The sequence below is a fragment of the Dyella sp. genome (assembly GCF_035277725.1).
Classification (GTDB): Bacteria; Pseudomonadota; Gammaproteobacteria; order Xanthomonadales; family Rhodanobacteraceae; genus Dyella_B.
In genome coordinates, this window is record NZ_DATEJY010000235.1 from 1 (window position 1) to 19,543 (window position 19,543).

Below are 19,543 nucleotides of genomic sequence, written 5' to 3' on the forward strand. Positions count from 1 at the left end.
TCCGCCGGCTGCGCGCCATCTGCCCACGCGTGTGCACGTTTCGCCCAGCCATCCAGCTCGTCGCTGTCGTAGCCCGTGGCGATCTCGCTGCGCGAGCGCATCAACCGTGCATAGACGAAATCCGCGGTGACATCGGCGAAGGATGGGTAATCCGGCGAGTCGGTGAACACCGTCGCCATGCCATGCTGGCGCGCCATGGCAAGAAAGTCGGCATTGACGAAATCCCGATCGCGTACGTCCAGCACATGGCGTAGCGCGCGGCCGTCGACCTGCTTCGGCAGCAAGTCGAGGAATGCGGCAAAGCTTTCGTGCTGCAAACGCTGGCCGGCGTCGAACTGCCATACGATCGGGCCGAGCCGATCACCCAGCGAGGCGATGCCGCCTAGAAAGTCATCGATCTGCGGTCCGGTTTTCTGCAGCTGGCGCGACTGCATAATGCGCATCGGCGCCTTGGCCGAGAACACGAAACCTTCCGGTGTTTCCGCAGCCCACTTGGCATACGTGGCGGGCTTCTGCGTGCCGTAGTAGGTGCCATTGATTTCGATCGCCGTGAGCTTGCGGCTGGCGTATTCCAGTTCGCGTCGCTGCACCAGGCCTTTCGGATAGAAATTGTCGCGCCATGGCGCAAAGGTCCAGCCGCCGATGCCGACGCGAATGCCGTTCACCGGCGAGGGAGCTTCGTCGAACAAAGTCATGGTTCACCTGCTCCGCGAGTCACTTTTGTACTTTGTGCTGCGCCATGTATTTCAAGTACGCGATCACCGCATCAAGATCCACATCCGGCAGTGATTGCTGCGTGGGGAAGCCAGTCATTTTGCCTTCTGGCCAACGGCGCAGCGATTGCGGGTTGCGGATGAAGGCGCGCAGCATGTCCGTGCTGAGGTATTCGGTGGGGCTGTGTGGAATATTGAGGTCCGGCCCCATGTGCGCGTCGCCTTCGCCGTTGAGCGTGTGGCAAGCAAAGCAGGTGCGCTGAAACACAACATAGCCATGACGGACAGGACTGTCGCCCGGCACCGAAGCTGCCGGCGCGGTAGCGGGAAAACGCGCGGCCACGTCTTCCACATGCTCAATGCCCGCCAGCTGATACGGCCAATACTCGCTGCCGATTTGGGCAGCGGCCGGCTTTTTCCACACAACGTAGAAAGGGCCAGCATCGCCTTTGTTGCCAGGCAATGTCGGCCAAGGGTGCTGTGGATCTTCCACGGCGAGCCACGCTTGCGCGCCTGATCGATTGAGCAGCGCATCCGACGGAATGTCGACCGAGAAGCCATCGTTCGCAACAAATTTTAAACGTTCGCCATGTGCAAGCTCGGGCAGCAACACACGTAGAGGTACGGCGCGATACGTCATGGTGCGATGGAAGGCGACGTCGTCCGGAATCGTCACGCTCCGTGCATTCGCGTTGCTCAATAATTGAGCAGTCGTCCAGACATGGGCACTGGGGCCTACATCAATATGCAGATCCGCCGCGTGCAGCGGCAGGGCGCAGCAAAGTGCGAACAGGGCAAGACAGCGATGCAGGATCCTCATGCTTGGGCCTTTACGTATTGACTGACAAGGAGTTGGGAAAACGGTGCAGATGAAACCATCGATGGCGTTGCGGTTACTTATCAGAAACCTGAACCAATTCGACCGGGGCCTTGAACTTCATCCCTACCGGACACACTAACTCTCCGAATCGCCGTGAGGCGACAAGAGGATGCCGCAGATCATCGTGGTGTCCAGGGGTCGGTTCCAAAGTTTACCCTCCCCCCGGAACGCGACCTAACAAACCCCGGCAGTTATTCCCCTGGCTGCCGGGGTTTTATCTTTTCTGGGATTACACCGACTATTCACGGCAAGGACTTAGGCGGGATAATCGCCGGATGCCGCGCGATGCACGCGCCGCTTCTCTTCCCCCGACATGGCTGCTCCATGATCGTCAGCTCCCTGCTCGACACCGATCTCTACAAATTCTCCATGATGCAAGTGGTGCTGCATCAGTATCCTGCTGCGCAAGTGGAATACCGCTTCAAGTGCCGCAATCCGGGCGTCAACCTGGTGCCGTACATTGACGAGATTCGCGCGGAACTGCATGCATTGTGCAGCCTGCGTTTCACCGAGCAGGAGCTTGACTACCTGCGCAGCTGGCGCTTCATCAAGAGCGACTTCGTCGACTTCCTCGGCTTGTTCCAGCTCAATGCGAAATATGTGGAGATCACCCCGTCCCCGTTAAATAACGGTGAGATCGAGATTCGCATCATCGGTCCATGGCTGCATACGATTCTTTTTGAAGTGCCGTTGCTGGCGATCGTTAACGAAGTGTATTTCCGCAACACGCACGCGGGACACGATTTGGCCGAAGGGCGCAGGCGCCTCAAGGACAAGATTGCGCTGTTGCGTGACACGCCCGGCTACCAGGACTGCCGCATTGCCGACTACGGCACGCGTCGGCGCTTTTCGCGCCAGTGGCATCGCGAAGTGGCGGAAACGTTGCACGAGGGCCTCGGCTCGCAACTGGCCGGCACCAGCAACGTATGGCTGGCCTGGCAGCTTGGCCTGCGTCCGCTCGGCACGCTGGCGCACGAGTACCTGCAAGCGCACCAGGCGCTGGGTCCGCGCTTGCGCGATTCGCAGGTGGCCGCACTCGAAGCCTGGGCCAAGGAATACCGCGGCGACCTTGGCATCGCTTTATCGGATGTCTACGGCCTCACCGCGTTCCTGCGCGATTTCGACATGTACTTCTGCAAGCTGTTCGACGGTACCCGTCACGATTCCGGCGACCCGTTCGCCTGGGGCGAGCGCGTGCTGGCGCATTACAAGGCCAACCGCGTCGATCCGCGCAGCAAAATCCTGGTATTCAGTGACAGCTTGAGCGTCCCCAAGGTGATGGAGCTGTTCAAGCATTTCCACGGGCGCTGCCAACTCGCGTTCGGCGTGGGCACCAACCTCACCAATGATGTTGGTCCCACGCCGCTCAACATCGTGATCAAGATGGTCCGCTGCAATGGGCAGCCGGTGGCGAAGCTCAGTGATTCGCCGGGCAAGAACATGTGTGACGACGTGGCGTACCTCGCTTACCTGCGGCAGGTGTTCGACATTCCGCTGATGGTGGAAGCGGAATCTGCGGCGTAAGGTAAAAAAATATGGCCGTCATTCTCGTGCAACGGGAGTGACGGCCATATGGTTATGCAAAAAAGTATGGAGCTTAAAACGCCGGCAACACCGCGCCGTGATATTTCTGCTCGATAAACGCCTTCACTTCCGGACTGGTCAGTGCCTGCGCCAGCTTCTGCACGCGCGGATCGTCCTTGTTGTCCGGACGTCCGACCAGGTAATTCACGTAGGGCGAATTCTTGTCTTCGATCAATAGCGCGTCCTTGGTCGGACTGAGGCCGGCGGCCAACGCATAGTTGGTGTTGATCAGCGCCAGATCCACTTCATCCAACGTGCGCGGCAGCATGGCCGCTTCCAGCGGCTTGAACACCAGGTTCTTCGGGTTGGTGACGACATCCTTCGGCGTGGCCAGCTCGTTGTTCGGATCCTTCAGCGTGATCAGGCCGTTGCGGGCCAGCAGCAGCAAGGCACGGCCCTGGTTGCTTGGATCGTTGGGCAAGGTGACGGTGGCCCCGTTGGGGAGCTGGTCGATCGACTTGTACTTGTGCGAATACGCACCGAACGGCTCGATATGCACGCCGGTAATGATCACCAGCTGCGTGCCATGCTCGCGATTGAACGTGTCCAGGTACGGCTTGGTCTGGAAGTAATTCAGGTCGATGCTTTTTTCCGCCACCTGCGTGTTGGGCTGCACGTAGTCGGCAAACACCTTGACGTCCAGGTTCACGCCTTCCTTCGCCAGGATCGGCTTCACTTCCTTGAGGATTTCCGCATGCGGCACGGCGGTGGCCGCCACGGTCAGCGTCTGGCCGTTGGAGTCGCCGGAACCGGATGAGGAGCAGCCGGCCACGAGCAGGGCGGCGGCAGCCAGGAAAAGAAGCTTTTTCATGGAAGGGCTATCCTTGTGCGGTGCGCCAGAATAGCCGTCCATACGGCTGGATGCAAAAAAGGCAGCATTACCGCCGGCTGTAATGCGCCACGATGCGGTCGCCCAGCATCTGCAGGATCTGAACAAGTACGATCAGCAGCAGCACCGTCACCACCATGTAATCGGATTTGTAGCTGAGGTAGCCGTACCGATAGGCCAGGTCGCCCAGGCCACCCGAACCGATCGCGCCGCCCATGGCGGTATAGCCGACCAGCGCCACGGCAGTCACTGTGACACCCGCCCACAAGCTGGCGCGCGCCTCCGGCAGCAGCACGTGGCGGACGATCTGCCATGTAGTGGCGCCCATGGCTTGCGAGGCTTCGATCACGCCATGCTCCACTTCGCGCAACGATGTTTCCACCAGGCGCGCAAAGAAGGGCGCGGCGCCGATCACCAGGGGCGGAATCGCGCCACGAATGCCAAGCTTGGTACCGACTAGCACGTACGTGAGCGGCATCAGCACGATCATCAAGATGATGAAAGGCACCGAGCGCAGCACGTTCACTACCAGTGACAGCACGCCATACAGTTTGGGCATCGCGTGCAGCTGTCCTTTGCCGCTGAGGAACAGCAGCACGCCCAACGGCAGGCCGATGATCACCGTGAGCAGCAACGAACCGCCGAGCATCAGCAGCGTATCGATGCACGCCTGGCCCATTTCGCCCCAGTCGTCGATGTTGGGGAACAGCGTGTGCAGCAGGGGCAGTTGGCTGATGATCATCGGGCAAGTTCCTCCACGTCGATGCCGGCTTCGCGCAGCGCGCGCAGGGCACCATCCACATTGTCGCCTTGCATGGCCAAAGTAAGCTGGCCGTAGGGTAGGTCTTTGATGCGATCGATGCGGCCGGCCAGGATGTTGAAATCCACGCCGGTTTCGCGCGTGACACGTCCCAGCGTGGGCGACCAGGTAGCTTCGCCGCGGAAGGAAAGCCGCATGATGCGCCCGGGCACGTGTTGATAGATGGCATGCTCGCCAGCCGTTTCTTCCGGCAGCGCCTCGCTGACGAAACGCCTCGTGGTGGCATGTTGCGGATGCAGGAACACGTCAGCCACGGCGCCATGCTCCACGATGCGCCCGGCATCCAGCACGGCCACGCGATCGCACACGCGGCGCACGACGTCCATCTCGTGTGTGATCAACACGATGGTGAGTTTCAGTTCGCGATTGATCTCGGCCAGCAGGTCGAGTACGGAGGCGGTGGTTTGCGGATCGAGCGCGCTGGTTGCTTCGTCGCATAGCAAAATCGACGGATGATTGGCCAAGGCACGGGCAATGCCCACGCGCTGCTTCTGGCCGCCGGAGAGCTGCGAGGGATATTTGTTCGCATGCGCGGTCAAGCCGACGCGCTGCAACAGTTCGTCCACGCGTGTACGGATCGCCTTTGCATCCTTGTTGCCGGCCAGGCGCATCGGAAAAGCGATGTTCTCCGTAACTGTCTGCGAGGAGAGCAGGTTGAAGTGCTGGAAGATCATGCCGATACACTGCCGGGCGGTGCGTAGTGCTTCCTCTGGCAGCGTGGTGATCTCGGTATCGCCGATCAGGATGCGTCCGCCGCTGGGCCGCTCCAGCAGATTGATCAGCCGGATCAGCGTGGACTTGCCGGCGCCGGAATGGCCGATGATGCCGAACACCTCGCCATCGGCAATCTCCAGGCTGAAAGGTTCCAGCGCCGGAATGTCCTTGCCGTCGACACGGTAGGATTTGTGCACGTCGATGAAGCGGATCACGATGGGCCTGGGGGATGTTCGAAAGCGGGCATTCTATGCCACTTGGGCGACGGCAGTGCGCAAGGGGAGTACTTGCCAAATGCGGGGCGCAGTTGGGTTACGCTTGCGCTAACCCAACCTACGCGGTCGATATGACCGGAGCGATCACATGACTACCGTATATGACTTCAGCGCGCGCGACATCGATGGCAACGAGCGCTCGCTGGGCGATTGGCGCGGCAAAACCTTGCTGATCGTCAATGTGGCCTCCAAGTGCGGTTTCACGCCGCAGTACAAGGGCCTGGAGGAGCTGTGGCGCAAGCATCGCGAGCAGGGTGTAGCCGTGCTGGGTTTTCCCTGCGATCAGTTCGGCCATCAGGAACCGGGCGATGAGGCGGAGATCAAGCAGTTCTGTTCGACCACTTACGATGTGACCTTTCCGATGTTCGCCAAGATCGAAGTGAATGGCGAGAGCACTCATCCGCTCTACCAGTGGTTGAAGAAAGAAGCCAAGGGTCTGCTGGGCAGCGAGTCGATCAAGTGGAATTTCACCAAGTTTTTGGTGGATGCACAGGGCAGGGTGGTGAAGCGTTATGCGCCCAATGACACGCCGGAGAAGATCGGGAAGGATCTGAGTAGGCTGGGATGACAATCCCAGCTTTCCAGCCGTTCGTGGTGCTGGGATTTCATCCCGGCCTACTTGTTTGATGCATCCGTTGCGTTAGCTCTTGCCGCGGAACTCCGCCAGCAATTCCACCATCGCATCCAGGCTCCGGCTCGGACTCGGCTCGCCTTCGCCACGCACAAAGTTGTTGAGCATGATCGCAAACGCCAGATGCTCACCGGCTGCCGTCGTCACATAGCCCGCCAGACAGCGCACATTGCCCATGCTGCCGGTCTTGGCGTGCACGTTGTCCGCGGCGGCCGTATGGCGCATGCGCCATTCGAGCGTGCCGTCCAGGCCGGCAGAGGGCAGGGCGTTGCGCAGCGCATCGCCGTAGGGTTGGTGGGCGAGGTAGGTCAACAGTTGCACCATCGCGTTGGCGGTGGACAGGTCCTGTCGCGACAGGCCTGCGCCGTCCTCGATCTGCGCCATGCCGGGAGCGATGCCGATGCGATCGAGCAACTGCCTGAGCGCACGGATGCCCCAGGCGTCGCTGCTTAGAAAACCATTTGGCGGATCGCTCGATTGTTCGGCGCTGGCCTGCGCTTTCACGCCAGCGATCTGCAGCAGGTTCTGCAGATATAGATTCTGCGAACGCTTCAAGCCGCGATCGAGAATGTCCATCACCGGCGGCGACAGCACCTGCGCCAATACCACGGCTTTGCTCAGATCGGTGTTGTCCGGCTCCGGCCAATGCCGCACGCGCAAGTTGCCATGAATCCGCACGCCGTGCCGTTCCAGTGCGTCGCGCAAGCGCGTGCCGGCGTACCAGGCCGGATCGGTCATGGCGAGTTTGTATGTTTGCGGTTCCGCGTGCGCAGCGATCGTGCCGAAGGCATACAGGCTCGCATTGCCCGGTGCGCGGTAGAGATTGATGTCGCTGCGACTATCGCGCGCGCTGGTCTCAAGGTTGTTCACCACGTGCATGAGGGTGCCGGGTGGATCGAGCATCAGCGAAGCGGGATGGCCTGGCGCATTCGCTGGCGCGACCGTGAGATCGGCCACGTTTTCCTGCACGCTGAGCGCCGAAGCAGGTGCCGCGAACCAGCTTTGCAGATCGCGCGCTTCCCAGCCGGAACCCATCGGCGGACCTTGGAAATAGCTGTCGTCCGCCACCAGGTCGCCTTGCACCTCGTGTACACCGCTGGCGACCAACTGCTCGGCTAACTGATCGGCCCAATCCATATTGGTGCCCGGCGTGCCGAGCGTGGGATCGCCCATGCCGCGCAAGACCAACGGACCTTCCAGCCGGCCCTGGATGACCTGGCGCGTGGCAAGCAGTTGCGTGGGAATGCGGTAATCCGTGCCGATGGTGTCGAGCACCAACATGGCGGTGTAGAGCTTGGCAGTGGATGCCGGCTGCAGCAGCCGGTCGGCATCGTGCGCGTACAACGTGCGGCCGGTATCGAGCGATACCACGGCAATGCCCCAGCTGGCGGCATCGAAGCGCGGTTGCTGAATCTGTTCGTCGATGGCGGTGGCGAGTTGCTCGCGCGTCGTCGTTGCAGCGATGGACGTATCGGCATAAACGCGCGTGCCGGCCATGCCGCCCGACAGCACGCATGCCGCGCAAAACCACAACAGGTATGGCGAGAGTTTCATGGACTCAAGTATGCGGAAACGACAAAGCGCACGATAGCTCACGCGATCCACGCACGTTGCCGCCGCAAACGCAGACCCAGCCAACCCAGGCTCACCGCGCGCATCGCCATGAAGGCAAGGAACGTCAGCCACAATCCCTCATTGCCCAAGCCACGCGTGAGCCATGCGAGCAATGCGAAGAACAGCACCGACACCAGCATGCCGTCGCGCATCTCCCGCGCGCGCGTTGCGCCAATGAACAGGCCATCGAGCAGATAGCTCCATACGCCTACCAGCGGCAGCGCTGCCAACCACGGCAGGCAGCGGTATGCGACCTCGCGCACGTCGGGAAGGTTGGTCTGCAAGTTGACGAACAGATGTCCGGCACTGGTAAAGAACAACGCGAAGCCGATGCTGCCGATCAACGACCATCCGCCCGCCACCACCAGGGCGCGGCGCAGCGCATGTGGATCGCGGGCGCCGATGGCGTGGCCGCATAAGGCTTCCACGGCATTGGCCAGCCCATCGAGCGCAAACGCGGTCAGAAACAGGCCGTTGAGCAAGAGTGCATTGGCGGCGACGGTGGCATCGCCAATCCTTGCGCCCAACAGTGAAAGGCTGAAGAACACACCTTCCAGTGCGATGGTGCGCAGGAAAATGTCGCGATTCACGCGTAGCAGCGGCAACCAATGCTGCCACGCGCGCATGGCTTGCCAATCCACCTGCCCGCCGAATCCGCGCAGCACGCGGCGCGCTTGCCACATGCCGTACAAGGCGCCACACCACTCGCCCGCCACCGAAGCGAGCGCGATGCCCGGTACGCCCCAGCCGAATCCGAGCACGAACAGCAGGTTGAGCGCGATATTGACCAGGTTCGTCACCAGCAACAGGCTGAGCGTGGTGCGTGCGCGCTGCACGCCGATGAACCAGCCGGCGAGCGCGTAGTTGAGCAGCGCGGCAGGCAGGCCCAGCAGGCGCAGATGCAGGTAATCCAGCGCGCGGCCGGTCATCAGCGGCGTGGAGTGCATCTGCCCGACCAGCCACGGCAACAGCGGCACCATCAGGAAACCCACCAGCACGCCCAGCATCGCGGCAAGCAGCAAGGCCTGCGCTTGCACAGTGCGTACCGCCGAGGCATCCCCCGCACCCTTGGCCTGCGCGGCAAAACCAGTGGTGCCCATGCGCAGAAAACCGAAACTCCACACCGGGAGTGCATACACGGCACTACCCACGGTAACGGCACCCAGATCCTGCGTGAGCGGCAAGTGGCCGGCCACGGTGCTGTCCACCAGTGCCACCAGGGGCACGGTGAGATTGGACAGGATCATCGGTACGGCCAACGCCCACACCTGCCGGTGCGTCGGGCGATGGCGCCAAGCTTCAAGCAGCGTCGTCATCAGGGAAATTCGCGGGTAGCTACCACGGATTGTGGCATGCCTGGAACAGGCCAAGAATGCCAGGTGGTACCCTTGCACATTCCCCGTCGGCGAAGGTCGGCGCTCATCCTACACAGCGAGATCATCATGCAGATCGCCGACAACGCCGTCGCTTCCTTCCACTACACCCTTACCGACGACCAGGGTCAGGTGCTCGACAGTTCCGAAGGCCGCGAGCCGCTGACCTACCTGCATGGCACCGGCCAGATCGTGCCGGGCCTGGAAAAAGCGATGGTCGGCCGCGTGGCCGGCGATCAGTTCAAGGTCGACGTGGCGCCTGCTGAAGGCTACGGCGTGCATCATGCGGAACTGGTGCAAGCCGTGCCGCGCGAAGCGTTCCAGGGTGTGGACGATATCCAGCCCGGCATGCAGTTCCAGGCGCACGGTCCGCAGGGTGTCGTGCACGTTACCGTCACCCAGATCGACGGCGACACCGTGCACATCGACGGCAACCATCCGCTGGCCGGCCAGACGCTGCATTTCGACATCCAGGTGACCGACGTGCGTGCGGCCAGCGAAGAAGAGCTTTCGCACGGACACGTGCATGGTCCGGGCGGTCATCATCACTAAGCTGCGCATGCTGGTCATCTAAGGAATCCGGCGCGAGGGGGCGCCAACCATGCAAGGATGCTTGCGCATTGCCATTGTCGGTTACGGCACCGCCGGTCAGGCGGCAGCGATCATGCTGCACGCACAGAGCCATGCGCTGACCGTGTTCGAGCAGGCTCCGGTGCTGCGACCCGTCGGCGCCGGATTCCTGCTGCAACCGACCGGTTTGGCTGTACTCGCCCGCTTGGGCCTGCATGAAGCGGCGCTTGAGCAAGGGCAACGCATCGAACGCCTGCACGGCTGCAATCAGCGCGGCCGCATGGTGATGGACATGCGCTATGCCCATCACGCTGCCGACAGCTTCGGCCTGGGCATGACGCGCGGCAGCCTTTTCAACGTGCTGCGCGACGCCTATTCGGATGCCCATGCGGTGCGCACAGGCGTGTGCATCGAGCGCATCGCGGAAGATGGGTACAGCCTGTTCGATACCGAAGGTGCGTGCCACGGTCCGTTTGATCTGATCGTCGTGGCCGATGGCGCCCATTCGCGTTTGCGCCGCCATGTGCCGAATCTGATACGACGCGAAACCCTGTATCCCTGGGGCGCACTGTGGTGCCTGGTGCCAGGGGACGACTGGCCGTATAGAGATGAATTGCGGCAACGCTATGCCGGCACGCGGGAGATGATCGGATTGCTGCCCGTCGGCCGCCGCGTGGATCACGCGGGACGCTGGCTGACGTTCTATTTCAGTGCGCCGGGCGATCGAGTCGATACGTTCGACGAACAAGGTTTCGAGCACCTGCGCGAACGTGTTGCAGCGATCTGGCCGGAAGCATCGGCGCTGTTGAGAGGCATCCATTCACCACAACAGCTCAATCGCGCACGCTATCGCGATGTGGTCATGCATGCGCCGATACATGGCCGCATCGTGTTTATGGGTGACGCAGCGCACGCCATGAGTCCGCAGCTTGGGCAAGGGGTCAACATGGCCCTGCTTGATGCGGAAGCGCTGGCGCAGGCGCTGGCCGCGAGTTCTCGCGTCGATGAAGCGTTGCAGGCGTATGCGCATCGCCGGCGCGCGCATTTGTCGGTCTATCAACGACTCAGTCGTTGGCTGACGCCGCTGTTTCAATCAGAGCGTACTTCGCTGGCGCTATGGCGCGATGCTGCGTTTGGCCCGATAGGGCAACTGGCACGCGGCCAGATGCTGAAGATACTTACCGGTACCAAGAAAAGCTGGTGGCGCTGAGGGGTCTTGTAGGCTGGGATGAAATCCCGGCATTTATTGACATGGCTAAGCTGGGATTTCATCCCAGCCTACGAACGCCACAGAAGCCTCAATACCAATCCAGCAACGAAATGCCAACGCCCAGATAGGTGGCATTGTGGTTGTAATCGAGAATGTTCTCGCCGTAACCCTTGAAGAACTCCATGTAGCCGCGCAGGTTACCGGCCAACGGGAAGCTCCACGTAAAACGCGCAGCGCCATGCTGGCGGCTGCCACCTCGCAGCGAGTCGCGCAACAACAGACTGAACTCCTGGCCGTTCCACTCATGGATGATCTGGATGTCGGCACGGCCCATGTAATTGCTGATATCCGGGTTATTGTCGTCCTTGTCGGATTCGGGAATGCGCCACCAGGGGCGGAAGACGATCGTCCAGTTGGCGCGCTCAAGACCGATCTGCCCCATCACCCGATTCCAGCTGCGCGATTGGGGGTCGGATTGTCCATTGGATTGATGATCAAGACCGATGCCCAGCAACCGCCCGTTCCAGCCGAACAGGTGGTAATCGGTATTGAACACGAGCATGGCTTCCGGCTCGTAATCCGTCTCGCGGAACGGGCGTGAGATTCTGGCGTTGTAGACCTGCCAATAGGAGTCCTGCGTATAGCCCACCCACAAGTCGCCGGCATCGCCGAACACACCTTGCCAGATCTTGGTTTTTACGCTCAGTTGAAACTTGCCTTCGACGCTTTGCATGCCCAGCGGCGTGTGCACCGCGTTGACGGGATTCGGGCTGTAGGGAAGATTGTTCTGATGCGTGGTGCCGAACAACGGCAATACATAGATCGGTTTGTAGCCACGCAAGTTGAACGTGCCCAGCTTGCTCTGCGGCGAAAGCTCCCAGCGGCTATCGAGCAGTGAAAGTGGTGCGGGCGTGTTTTCCGATGAGGTGGCTACCTCATGTTCGGGATGGAACAGTTTGGATTCGGCCGTCTCGGCAGGCTCATTGCGCTTTTGTGCGGCGGGCATCTGGGCGCGACCGGCGGCGCGGTCGTAGCAGGCAAGCCGTTGTGCGTCGTTCTCGACGCCTGTGCATGCCTTGATGTCGGCAGGAGCAACGTTTTGCGCGTGCGCCGGCGGCATCATCAGGTTGGCGCTCAGGCCGATCAGCAGAAAGCCGGACCAAGGTTTCATGCTAACTCCTTAAAGCGCCATTCCCGGCGCGGTCCGGGCAAGTCTAGCCATCTATGCGCATAATAAAAACGCCGGCCATCTCACGACGACCGGCGCAGATGGAAAAGGCACAGGGCTTGCCTAGTTGAGGTTTTTCACCCAATTCTCGTATTGCGTCTTGCTGATGCGGCTGCCGTTGTGGGCGGCGTATTCGAAATCATTGGCCAGCGGCGGATACGCATTGGCGTCATCCTTGCTGATGAACTTCTTGCCATTGGCCAGTTGCTCGAACGATGGCGGCGACGCAGTAGAAGGTGTCGAACCCATCGTGGAGTTGATGGTGACCTGGCCCTTGGCCGTGTTGAACGTGGAGCTGCTCGCTCCGTTGCTGCCGGTATTGGCCGCTGCGTCGTTGACGCCGGTGTTGCTAGTGCTTTGCGTGGGAGACGTGGTGGGTTGCTGCATCGGCTGGTTTTGCGTTTGCGCCGATGCCATGCCTGCAGCAAGCAGGCCGGTGCCGAGAATGGCGGTGAGAGTAGGGATACGGGTTTTCATGGATTGGCTCCTTGCAGCGCTTGCGCGAGGTGGCCGTGCGTCACCTATCCGCCAAGCTTGGGATCCAAATTAGCAATAAGGGCGTAAATCCAAGCAGAATATTGATGTCTCCATTTAGTGAAGGCAGCCTTCCTTTGCGTGAACTTTCACCAAGCAGCAAAGCTCTAACACTCTCACAGGCTCGTGCTTTGCAATTGGCGGCACAAGGTTTGCTGCAAGCGCCCAAGCGCCGCGCCCGACGTGACGATCTGATCGCGACCATCCAGCGCATGCGCCTGCTGCAGATCGACAGCATCCACGTCGTCGCACGCAGCCCTTACCTGGTTCTCTTCGCGCGTCTCGGCGCCTATCCGCAAGCATGGTTGGAAGAGGCACTGGAAGCCGGACGCATCGCCGAATGCTGGGCACACGAAGCCTGTTTCGTGACGGCTGCCGATATCGGCTTTCATCGCGCATGGCGTGCGCAGGCGCAAAGCAGTCACTGGGCGGACAAGCATGCGGCACGCGCACGCGATGCCAACCTGCAGGAAATGCATGCCTTGCTTGAACGCGTGCGCACCACCGGCGCAGTGCGCGCTTCCGATTTCGAACGTGCCGAACGCGCAGCGTCGGGCTGGTGGGAATGGAAGCCGGAGAAGCGCTGGCTTGAAGCATGGTTTGCCTCGGGCGAATTGATGGTGACGCGCCGTGAGCGCTTCCAACGTGTCTATGATTTGGCCGAGCGCGTGCTGGCCAAGCTCGATCCACCGTTCGACGAAGCGTTGCTCAGCCGTTCAACGACCGAACTACGGCAGCATTTCATTCTCGACAGCGTGCGTGCGCTCGGTATCACGCAGGCGCGGTGGATGGCCGATTACTTCCGGCTCAAACCTGCGGTGGATGAGAAAGAGCTGGCACCGTTACTGAGTTCAGGCAAATTGTTGCGCGTGCAAGTCGCAGGCTGGGACAGTGCCGGCTATGTGCATCACGATCATGCCAGCCTGCTCGATAGCGCCTATGCAGGACGCCTGCGGGCGACACATACCACTGTGTTGTCTCCCTTCGATCCGCTGGTGTGGGATCGCGCGCGGGTGCGTGCCATGTTCGATTTCGATTACACCATCGAGTGCTATGTGCCAGCGGCAAAGCGGCGCTATGGCTACTACGTGCTGCCGATCCTGCACCGCGGACGCCTGATCGGGCGCCTTGATGCCAAGGCGCATCGTGCCGAAGGCAGGTTCGAGATCAAGGCGCTGTTTCTTGAGGAGGGCGTGACGCCAACGGACCGTCTGCTTGCCGATGTAGCAGATGCAATCGCCGAGACCGCGGCCTGGCACGGTACCCCCGACGTACGGCTCGGGCGATGCCGTCCTGCATCGTTGGGGCCGGCCTTGCGCGCGTATTGGCGCTGACGATCAGCGGGAGGACATCGAAGCGGTGTTCGGCGCGTTTGGTGGCGTGCAGGCGCGGCCCTGCAGACTTGCCTGCAGTTGCTGGGTTAGCCCCATGCAGCGATTGGCCAGGTAAGGGCGCACGCCGGGATCATTGGCTTCCTGCAGCAGCGTGTCGCGCATGGCCTGGTAGTGCGTCTGCAGGGTATCGGGGGTATAGGTGCCAGCCGCGCGATGGCAGGCAAGATAGCTGTCCAGGTAGCTATCGCAGGCAGGAATGCCGGTCAGCGCGGCTTTTTGCGATGGCGCCGTGGGGTGCGGTTTTCGCACCCCCTGGCCGCAACCGGCGACCAGCAAAGCCACCGCCGCCAGCATGCCGATGCCGAGAAAACGGCCAGAAATCACCGCATTACGTTGTTTCATGGGTGTCATCACAAAACCATCACAAAGGCGGGCGCCAAGCATACAGCTTCGCCAAACGGATGCTTGCTGAACGTGCATTCGCTTGTGGCGATTAATATCAGGTATGATGCGCGCACTGAGTTTGCCTTAGGTCACCAGAGTCATGTGACCCGGTGCAGCTGATTTACGATCCGCCTCATCGCTCACCCCTTGGGTTTTCCTTTGCACACCAGTAAGTAGACCGCCAACGTCTGGCGGTCGAGTCTTTTTGAAAACTTGAGTTTGGAGTAAGCAACATGTCTGATCGTCAGATCGGTACCGTCAAATGGTTCAACGATGCCAAGGGTTTCGGCTTCATCAGCCGTGACAATGGCCCGGATGTTTTCGTGCACTTCCGTGCGATCCAGGGCAATGGCTTCAAGAGCCTGCAGGAAGGCCAGAAGGTCAGCTTCAAGGTAGTGCAGGGCCAGAAGGGTCTGCAGGCCGACGAAGTGGTTCCGGCCTAATTGCCTTAAAATCGAGATAAATCGATTCAAGAAAGCCGGGCGTAATGCCCGGCTTTTTTGTTCTTCCGTATAGCTGCGATTATTGAATGTGATTCAGCGCGTGAATTTTCCATCACATATCGATTCACGGAAATCACTATGCTGTGGCCGCTGGCTGGCCGAGAAAATGCGTGTTTGATAAACGGTTTTGCGCCGGGCACACGAAGGATTATCGGCATGCCCAGTGGCCGCGACTCGGGTGGGTCACGGTTCTAATTGGTTAGCGCTAGAAACGGATGGGGTTAGTCATGTCGGACGAAGCAACAGGCACAGTCAAGTGGTTCAACGATGCGAAAGGATACGGGTTCATCAGCAGCGACAAGGGCGGTGACCTGTTCGTGCATTTCAAGTCCATCAAGGGCAATGGATTCCGCTCGCTCAAGGAAGGCCAGAAGGTCAAGTTTGAGGTGAAGCAGGGACCGAAAGGCTTGCAGGCAGAGGAAGTGGAACCGGTCTGAAAAACAGCATTAAGGTGTCGTGAAAAAGCCAGGCTTTTTGCCTGGTTTTTTCGTTTTTTAGGCGAATTTCGCGTGAATTTTCCATCACATTTTATTTCACGAGACTGATTATCCTGTGTTCACTGGTTGCTTGGTAAGGCGCGTTCGCAGGGCGGCGTTCATCCGCATGGTTCCACCCGATCTGAAGCATTCCCAGTAAGCCGTCGGCTCGGGTGGGTCGACTGGTCTTGAAAAGTCGCTGTTCGCAACGGAGTGATTTATGTCGGAACAACGTGAAACAGGCAAAGTGAAGTGGTTCAACGACGCCAAGGGCTTTGGCTTTATCAGCCGCGATAATGGCCCGGACGTATTTGTGCATTTCCGCGCCATCAAAGGTGATGGCTTCAAAAGCCTCAAGGAAGGCGAAAAAGTCGAGTTCAAAGTGGTGCAGGGACAAAAGGGATTGCAAGCGGATGAAGTCAGCAAAGCATGAGTCATTGACGCCATGACTCGAAGGCCGGCCCGGGGGCCGGCCTTTTTGTTTGGGCGTGCGGGTAAGCTGTGCCGATGTCAGTGTTTCTCGAACCGTCTTCCCTCTGCACCGCATCGACTTTTACCGTGCCGGTTCTCGCGGCCGATGGCGCGCGCGGCGAACTGATTTGCGTGCAACCGGCCGAGCCTGCCGCGTGCTGGGTTTATTGGCTACCCGCCATGGGCGTGGCCGCCAAGCACTATCTGCCGTTGGCGGAAGTGTTTGCGACTCACGGCATAGCGGTCGCCTTGCACGAATGGCGCGGTATCGGTTCCAGCCACTGCCGGGCAAACCGCATGCATGACTGGGGTTATCAACAGCTGCTTGAAATGGATCTTGACGCCGGTGTGCGCGAAGCAAAAAACCACTGGCCCGAGGCGACATGTTGGATGGGTGGCCACAGCCTCGGCGGACAGCTGGCGTGTCTTTATGCCGGTCTGCATCGCCAGGATGTCGCCGGCATTCTGTTGGCGGCGAGCGGCGCACCTTATTGGCGCACGTTTACTTATGCGCCGTTGATCTACCTTGCGCTGGTGCTGGCTGCATCGTTATCGCAGCTGCTGGGTTATCTGCCGGGGCGCAAGCTGGGTTTTGGCGGCAACGAGGCGTGTGGCGTCATTGCGGACTGGTCACGCAGCGGGCGCACCGGACGCTATGCCGCGTATGGCATGGCGGTGGATATCGAGCAACAACTGGCCGCGTTGCGGTCGCCGGTCTTGGCACTGCAACTGCGCGACGACTGGCTTGCGCCGTCGCGTTCCTTGGCGTGGTTGCTGGATAAGATGCCGCAAGCGCCGAAGCGCACGGGCATCATCGAACCCAGTCAGCTTGCGGGCCAGCCAGCGGATCATTTCAGCTGGATGAAAGCGCCCCAAGCCATCGTGACGCAATGGGTGGCATGGATGCAGGAGGATGTCCGCACTTGATCAGCCTTCGATCGTCGCCATGTAGCTGCTTTCATTTGCCGTGGCGGTACTGCGATGAAGTTGTTCGAGCCTTACACCCAACGAAGCCAGACCTTGCGCAATCGCATCGTGGTATCGCCGATGTGCGAGTACTCGGCGCAGGATGGTGTGCCGAGCGCATGGCACATGGTGCATCTAGGCAGCCGTGCGGTAGGCGGTGCTGGTGCGGTGATCACAGAGGCCACCGCGGTCTCGCCGGAGGGTCGCATTTCCGCGCACGACACCGGCATCTGGAACGACGCACAGGTTGAAGCATGGCGCCCGATCGTCGCCTTCATGGCCGAGCACGGCGCGGTGCCGGGCGTGCAATTGGCGCATGCCGGCCGCAAGGCCAGTGCGTTGCGTCCCTGGGAAGGCGGCGGATCGCTACCGGCGGAGCACGGCGCATGGCAGACCGTGGCGCCTTCCGCCATTCCCTTTGATCACGATTGGCATGTCCCGCAGGCGTTGGATATGGATGGCATCCGCAAGATCGTCGCGGATTTTCGCGCCGCTGCCGTGCGTGCCAAGGACGCCGGCTTCAAGCTGATCGAGCTGCATGGCGCGCATGGATACCTGTTGCATCAATTCCTGTCGCCACTGAGCAATCAACGCAACGACGAATACGGCGGCAGTTTCGAGAACCGCACGCGCCTGTTGCGCGAAGTCATCGTCGCCGTGCGGCAAGTCTGGCCGGACAACCTGCCGCTCTGGCTGCGCATTTCGGCTACCGATTGGGCCGAGCATGGCTGGAACATCGACGAGAGCGTGCGCCTGGCCCGTGAGCTTTCCGGGCTGGGCGTGGATCTGGTCGATGTCTCCAGCGGCGGCTTGGCGCCGCACGTCAAGATCCCGCTTGGCCCTGGTTACCAGGTGCCGTTTGCCGCACGTATTCGACAGGAGACCGGCATCGCTACCGCTGCAGTCGGCTTGATTACCGAGCCTGCGCAGGCCGACGGCATCATTGCCGGCGGCGCGGCCGATCTAGTGCTGATCGCAAGGGCGAGTCTGCGCGATCCCTATTTCCCGCGCCGCGCCGCGCAGGAATTGGGTGCAACCATCACGCCACCGGTGCAATATCAGCGTGCCTGGTAACCGGAATCCGCACGTGCAAACCGTCCCGACCCTGATCGATAAAAGCCGCTTGCACGACCTTGGCGATGGCTTCACCGTGCGCCGCATGTTGCCGGTACTTGCGGCACGCCACGTTGGCCCCTTTGTGTTCTACGACCACATGGGGCCGGCGGATTTCGCGCCCGGCAAAGGCATGGACGTGCGGCCGCATCCGCATATCGGCTTGGCCACTGTCACCTGGCTGTTCGAAGGCAGCATTCGTCATCGCGACAGCGTCGGCAGCTTGGCGGATATCGCACCCGGCGCCGTGAACTGGATGACGGCCGGGCGCGGTATCACGCATTCGGAACGCACGCCGCCAGATGCGCGCCGTACCGGTCAGCGCATGCATGGCATTCAAGTTTGGGTGGCCTTGCCCCGTGATCATGAAGAGACGGCGCCAGCGTTCCATCACCACGATGCCGAAAGCTTGCCGCGCATTCGCCAGCCCGGCGCGGAACTGGTGCTGATTGCCGGAACGGCGTACGGCAGCACTTCGCCTGTGAAAGTGTTTGCGCCGATGTTCTTCATCGAGGCCAGGCTCGATGCCGGCGCGGAAATAACATTGCCGCAAGAGCATGCCGAGCGCGGCGTGCACGTCGTTGACGGCGGCGTCAGCTGGGGTGATCTCGACATGGCGTCAGCGCAAATGGCCGTACAGGCCGGCGCTTCGGCGCCCACCGTCAAGGCGAAAACGGTCAGCCGCCTGATGCTGTTTGGCGGTGCACCGCTGGATGGCGAACGGCATCTATGGTGGAACTTCGTGTCGAGCTCGCTCGAACGCATCGAACAGGCCAAAGCGGATTGGGCGGCACAACGGTTCGACAAGGTAGCCGGCGACGAAGAGGAATTCATTCCGCTGCCAGCGTGACGTCCTGCAGCGTGCAAGGGCGGCAGGCCGGGATTACGCTGGCCGTATTGAAGCGCTACGGAAATCGCCATGTCCGCGTTCGCCAGCTTTCGTGATTTTTACCCGTATTACCTCAACGAGCATCGCGATCGATGTTGCCGTCGGCTGCATTTCATCGGCAGTTCGCTGGTGTTGCTGATCGTGGTGTTTGCACTGGTTTCGGGCCGGCTGGCATGGCTATGGCTGGCGCCGGTCGTGGGTTATGGATTTGCATGGATCGGCCACTTCGTGTTCGAGAAGAACAGGCCGGCTACATTTCGCCACCCCCTGTACAGCCTGATGGGTGATTGGGTGATGTACTGGGAGGTGCTGCGCGGCAGAGTGAAAATTTAGGGGCGTAGGCTTCGCGCAAGCCTCACGCCATCTTGTAAA

General features: G+C 60.8%; 22 protein-coding genes. 12 read left to right on the forward strand and 10 right to left on the reverse strand.

Going from position 1 to position 19,543, the window contains the following annotated elements:
* Together VJR68_RS19325 and VJR68_RS19330 are read right to left on the reverse strand one after the other, a co-directional pair.
* Positions 1–695: DUF72 domain-containing protein (locus tag VJR68_RS19325; RefSeq protein WP_324150299.1), on the reverse strand; the 695-nt coding region annotated here is incomplete at its 3' end.
* 19 nt (positions 696–714) lie between these two features.
* On the reverse strand, positions 715–1,533 hold the full coding sequence (locus VJR68_RS19330; protein ID WP_324150300.1) for a cytochrome c: 819 nt from the start codon (positions 1,531–1,533) through the stop codon (positions 715–717).
* A gap of 384 nt (positions 1,534–1,917) precedes the next feature.
* On the opposite strand from VJR68_RS19330, the gene pncB reads away from it, so the two are divergent.
* Positions 1,918–3,117, forward strand: coding sequence for a nicotinate phosphoribosyltransferase (gene pncB / locus VJR68_RS19335; RefSeq protein WP_324150301.1), 1,200 nt, complete (start codon positions 1,918–1,920; stop codon positions 3,115–3,117).
* Positions 3,118–3,190: 73 nt separating this feature from the next.
* On the opposite strand, the gene VJR68_RS19340 is transcribed toward pncB, so the two are convergent.
* The 3 genes from VJR68_RS19340 to VJR68_RS19350 all read right to left on the reverse strand — a co-directional run bounded on the left by VJR68_RS19340 (position 3,191) and on the right by VJR68_RS19350 (position 5,755).
* Positions 3,191–3,988: a MetQ/NlpA family ABC transporter substrate-binding protein gene (locus VJR68_RS19340; RefSeq protein ID WP_324150303.1), complete on the reverse strand. Its 798-nt coding sequence runs from the start codon at positions 3,986–3,988 to the stop codon at positions 3,191–3,193.
* 67 nt (positions 3,989–4,055) lie between these two features.
* Positions 4,056–4,748: a methionine ABC transporter permease gene (locus VJR68_RS19345; RefSeq protein WP_324150304.1), complete on the reverse strand. Its 693-nt coding sequence runs from the start codon at positions 4,746–4,748 to the stop codon at positions 4,056–4,058.
* On the reverse strand, positions 4,745–5,755 hold the full coding sequence (locus VJR68_RS19350) for a methionine ABC transporter ATP-binding protein (protein WP_324150306.1): 1,011 nt from the start codon (positions 5,753–5,755) through the stop codon (positions 4,745–4,747). Before VJR68_RS19350 ends, VJR68_RS19345 begins: the two co-directional genes overlap by 4 nt.
* A gap of 148 nt (positions 5,756–5,903) precedes the next feature.
* Here VJR68_RS19350 and VJR68_RS19355 point away from each other — a divergent pair, with 148 nt between their 5' ends.
* A complete protein-coding gene (locus VJR68_RS19355) occupies positions 5,904–6,383 on the forward strand; it encodes a glutathione peroxidase (protein ID WP_324150307.1) in 480 nt (159 codons plus the stop codon).
* 72 nt (positions 6,384–6,455) lie between these two features.
* Here VJR68_RS19355 and dacB read toward each other — a convergent pair whose 3' ends face one another.
* Together dacB and VJR68_RS19365 are read right to left on the reverse strand one after the other, a co-directional pair.
* Positions 6,456–8,000, reverse strand: a complete 1,545-nt coding sequence (gene dacB, locus VJR68_RS19360; RefSeq protein ID WP_324150309.1) for a D-alanyl-D-alanine carboxypeptidase/D-alanyl-D-alanine endopeptidase — start codon at positions 7,998–8,000, stop codon at positions 6,456–6,458.
* A 38-nt stretch (positions 8,001–8,038) separates the two neighbouring features.
* Positions 8,039–9,376 carry an MATE family efflux transporter gene (locus tag VJR68_RS19365; protein WP_324150310.1) on the reverse strand — a complete coding sequence of 446 codons (1,338 nt, stop codon included), beginning with the start codon at positions 9,374–9,376 and terminating at the stop codon, positions 8,039–8,041.
* A 126-nt stretch (positions 9,377–9,502) separates the two neighbouring features.
* On the opposite strand from VJR68_RS19365, the gene VJR68_RS19370 reads away from it, so the two are divergent.
* The gene (locus tag VJR68_RS19370; protein WP_324150311.1) at positions 9,503–9,985 is read left to right on the forward strand and encodes a peptidylprolyl isomerase; all 483 of its coding nucleotides are present in this window, start codon (positions 9,503–9,505) and stop codon (positions 9,983–9,985) included.
* A gap of 49 nt (positions 9,986–10,034) precedes the next feature.
* Positions 10,035–11,213, forward strand: a complete 1,179-nt coding sequence (locus VJR68_RS19375) for an NAD(P)/FAD-dependent oxidoreductase (RefSeq protein WP_324150312.1) — start codon at positions 10,035–10,037, stop codon at positions 11,211–11,213.
* Between the two features lie 88 nt (positions 11,214–11,301).
* Here VJR68_RS19375 and VJR68_RS19380 read toward each other — a convergent pair whose 3' ends face one another.
* Positions 11,302–12,384, reverse strand: coding sequence for a phospholipase A (locus tag VJR68_RS19380; RefSeq protein WP_324150313.1), 1,083 nt, complete (start codon positions 12,382–12,384; stop codon positions 11,302–11,304).
* 120 nt (positions 12,385–12,504) lie between these two features.
* On the reverse strand, positions 12,505–12,918 hold the full coding sequence (locus VJR68_RS19385; protein WP_324150314.1) for a hypothetical protein: 414 nt from the start codon (positions 12,916–12,918) through the stop codon (positions 12,505–12,507).
* Positions 12,919–13,106: 188 nt separating this feature from the next.
* Between VJR68_RS19385 and VJR68_RS19390 the strand changes: the two genes are divergently transcribed.
* Entirely contained in the window at positions 13,107–14,309 is a 1,203-nt protein-coding gene (locus VJR68_RS19390) for a winged helix-turn-helix domain-containing protein (protein ID WP_324150315.1), read from the forward strand.
* Between the two features lie 3 nt (positions 14,310–14,312).
* On the opposite strand, the gene VJR68_RS19395 is transcribed toward VJR68_RS19390, so the two are convergent.
* Positions 14,313–14,711, reverse strand: a complete 399-nt coding sequence (locus VJR68_RS19395) for a hypothetical protein (protein WP_324150316.1) — start codon at positions 14,709–14,711, stop codon at positions 14,313–14,315.
* A gap of 275 nt (positions 14,712–14,986) precedes the next feature.
* Between VJR68_RS19395 and VJR68_RS19400 the strand changes: the two genes are divergently transcribed.
* The 7 genes from VJR68_RS19400 to VJR68_RS19430 all read left to right on the forward strand — a co-directional run bounded on the left by VJR68_RS19400 (position 14,987) and on the right by VJR68_RS19430 (position 19,504).
* Positions 14,987–15,196: a cold-shock protein gene (locus VJR68_RS19400; RefSeq protein ID WP_126671911.1), complete on the forward strand. Its 210-nt coding sequence runs from the start codon at positions 14,987–14,989 to the stop codon at positions 15,194–15,196.
* A 287-nt stretch (positions 15,197–15,483) separates the two neighbouring features.
* Complete coding sequence (locus VJR68_RS19405) at positions 15,484–15,693, forward strand: cold-shock protein (RefSeq protein ID WP_324150318.1); 210 nt, start codon at positions 15,484–15,486, stop codon at positions 15,691–15,693.
* A 259-nt stretch (positions 15,694–15,952) separates the two neighbouring features.
* On the forward strand, positions 15,953–16,165 hold the full coding sequence (locus VJR68_RS19410; protein WP_324150320.1) for a cold-shock protein: 213 nt from the start codon (positions 15,953–15,955) through the stop codon (positions 16,163–16,165).
* A 74-nt stretch (positions 16,166–16,239) separates the two neighbouring features.
* Positions 16,240–17,130 (forward strand): serine aminopeptidase domain-containing protein, encoded by an 891-nt coding sequence (locus VJR68_RS19415; RefSeq protein ID WP_324150321.1) that lies wholly within the window; start codon positions 16,240–16,242, stop codon positions 17,128–17,130.
* 54 nt (positions 17,131–17,184) lie between these two features.
* Positions 17,185–18,243, forward strand: a complete 1,059-nt coding sequence (locus VJR68_RS19420) for an NADH:flavin oxidoreductase/NADH oxidase (protein ID WP_324150322.1) — start codon at positions 17,185–17,187, stop codon at positions 18,241–18,243.
* A gap of 13 nt (positions 18,244–18,256) precedes the next feature.
* The gene (locus VJR68_RS19425; RefSeq protein WP_324150324.1) at positions 18,257–19,132 is read left to right on the forward strand and encodes a pirin family protein; all 876 of its coding nucleotides are present in this window, start codon (positions 18,257–18,259) and stop codon (positions 19,130–19,132) included.
* A 69-nt stretch (positions 19,133–19,201) separates the two neighbouring features.
* Positions 19,202–19,504, forward strand: a complete 303-nt coding sequence (locus VJR68_RS19430) for a DUF962 domain-containing protein (RefSeq protein WP_324150325.1) — start codon at positions 19,202–19,204, stop codon at positions 19,502–19,504.
* Positions 19,505–19,543: the final 39 nt, after the last annotated feature.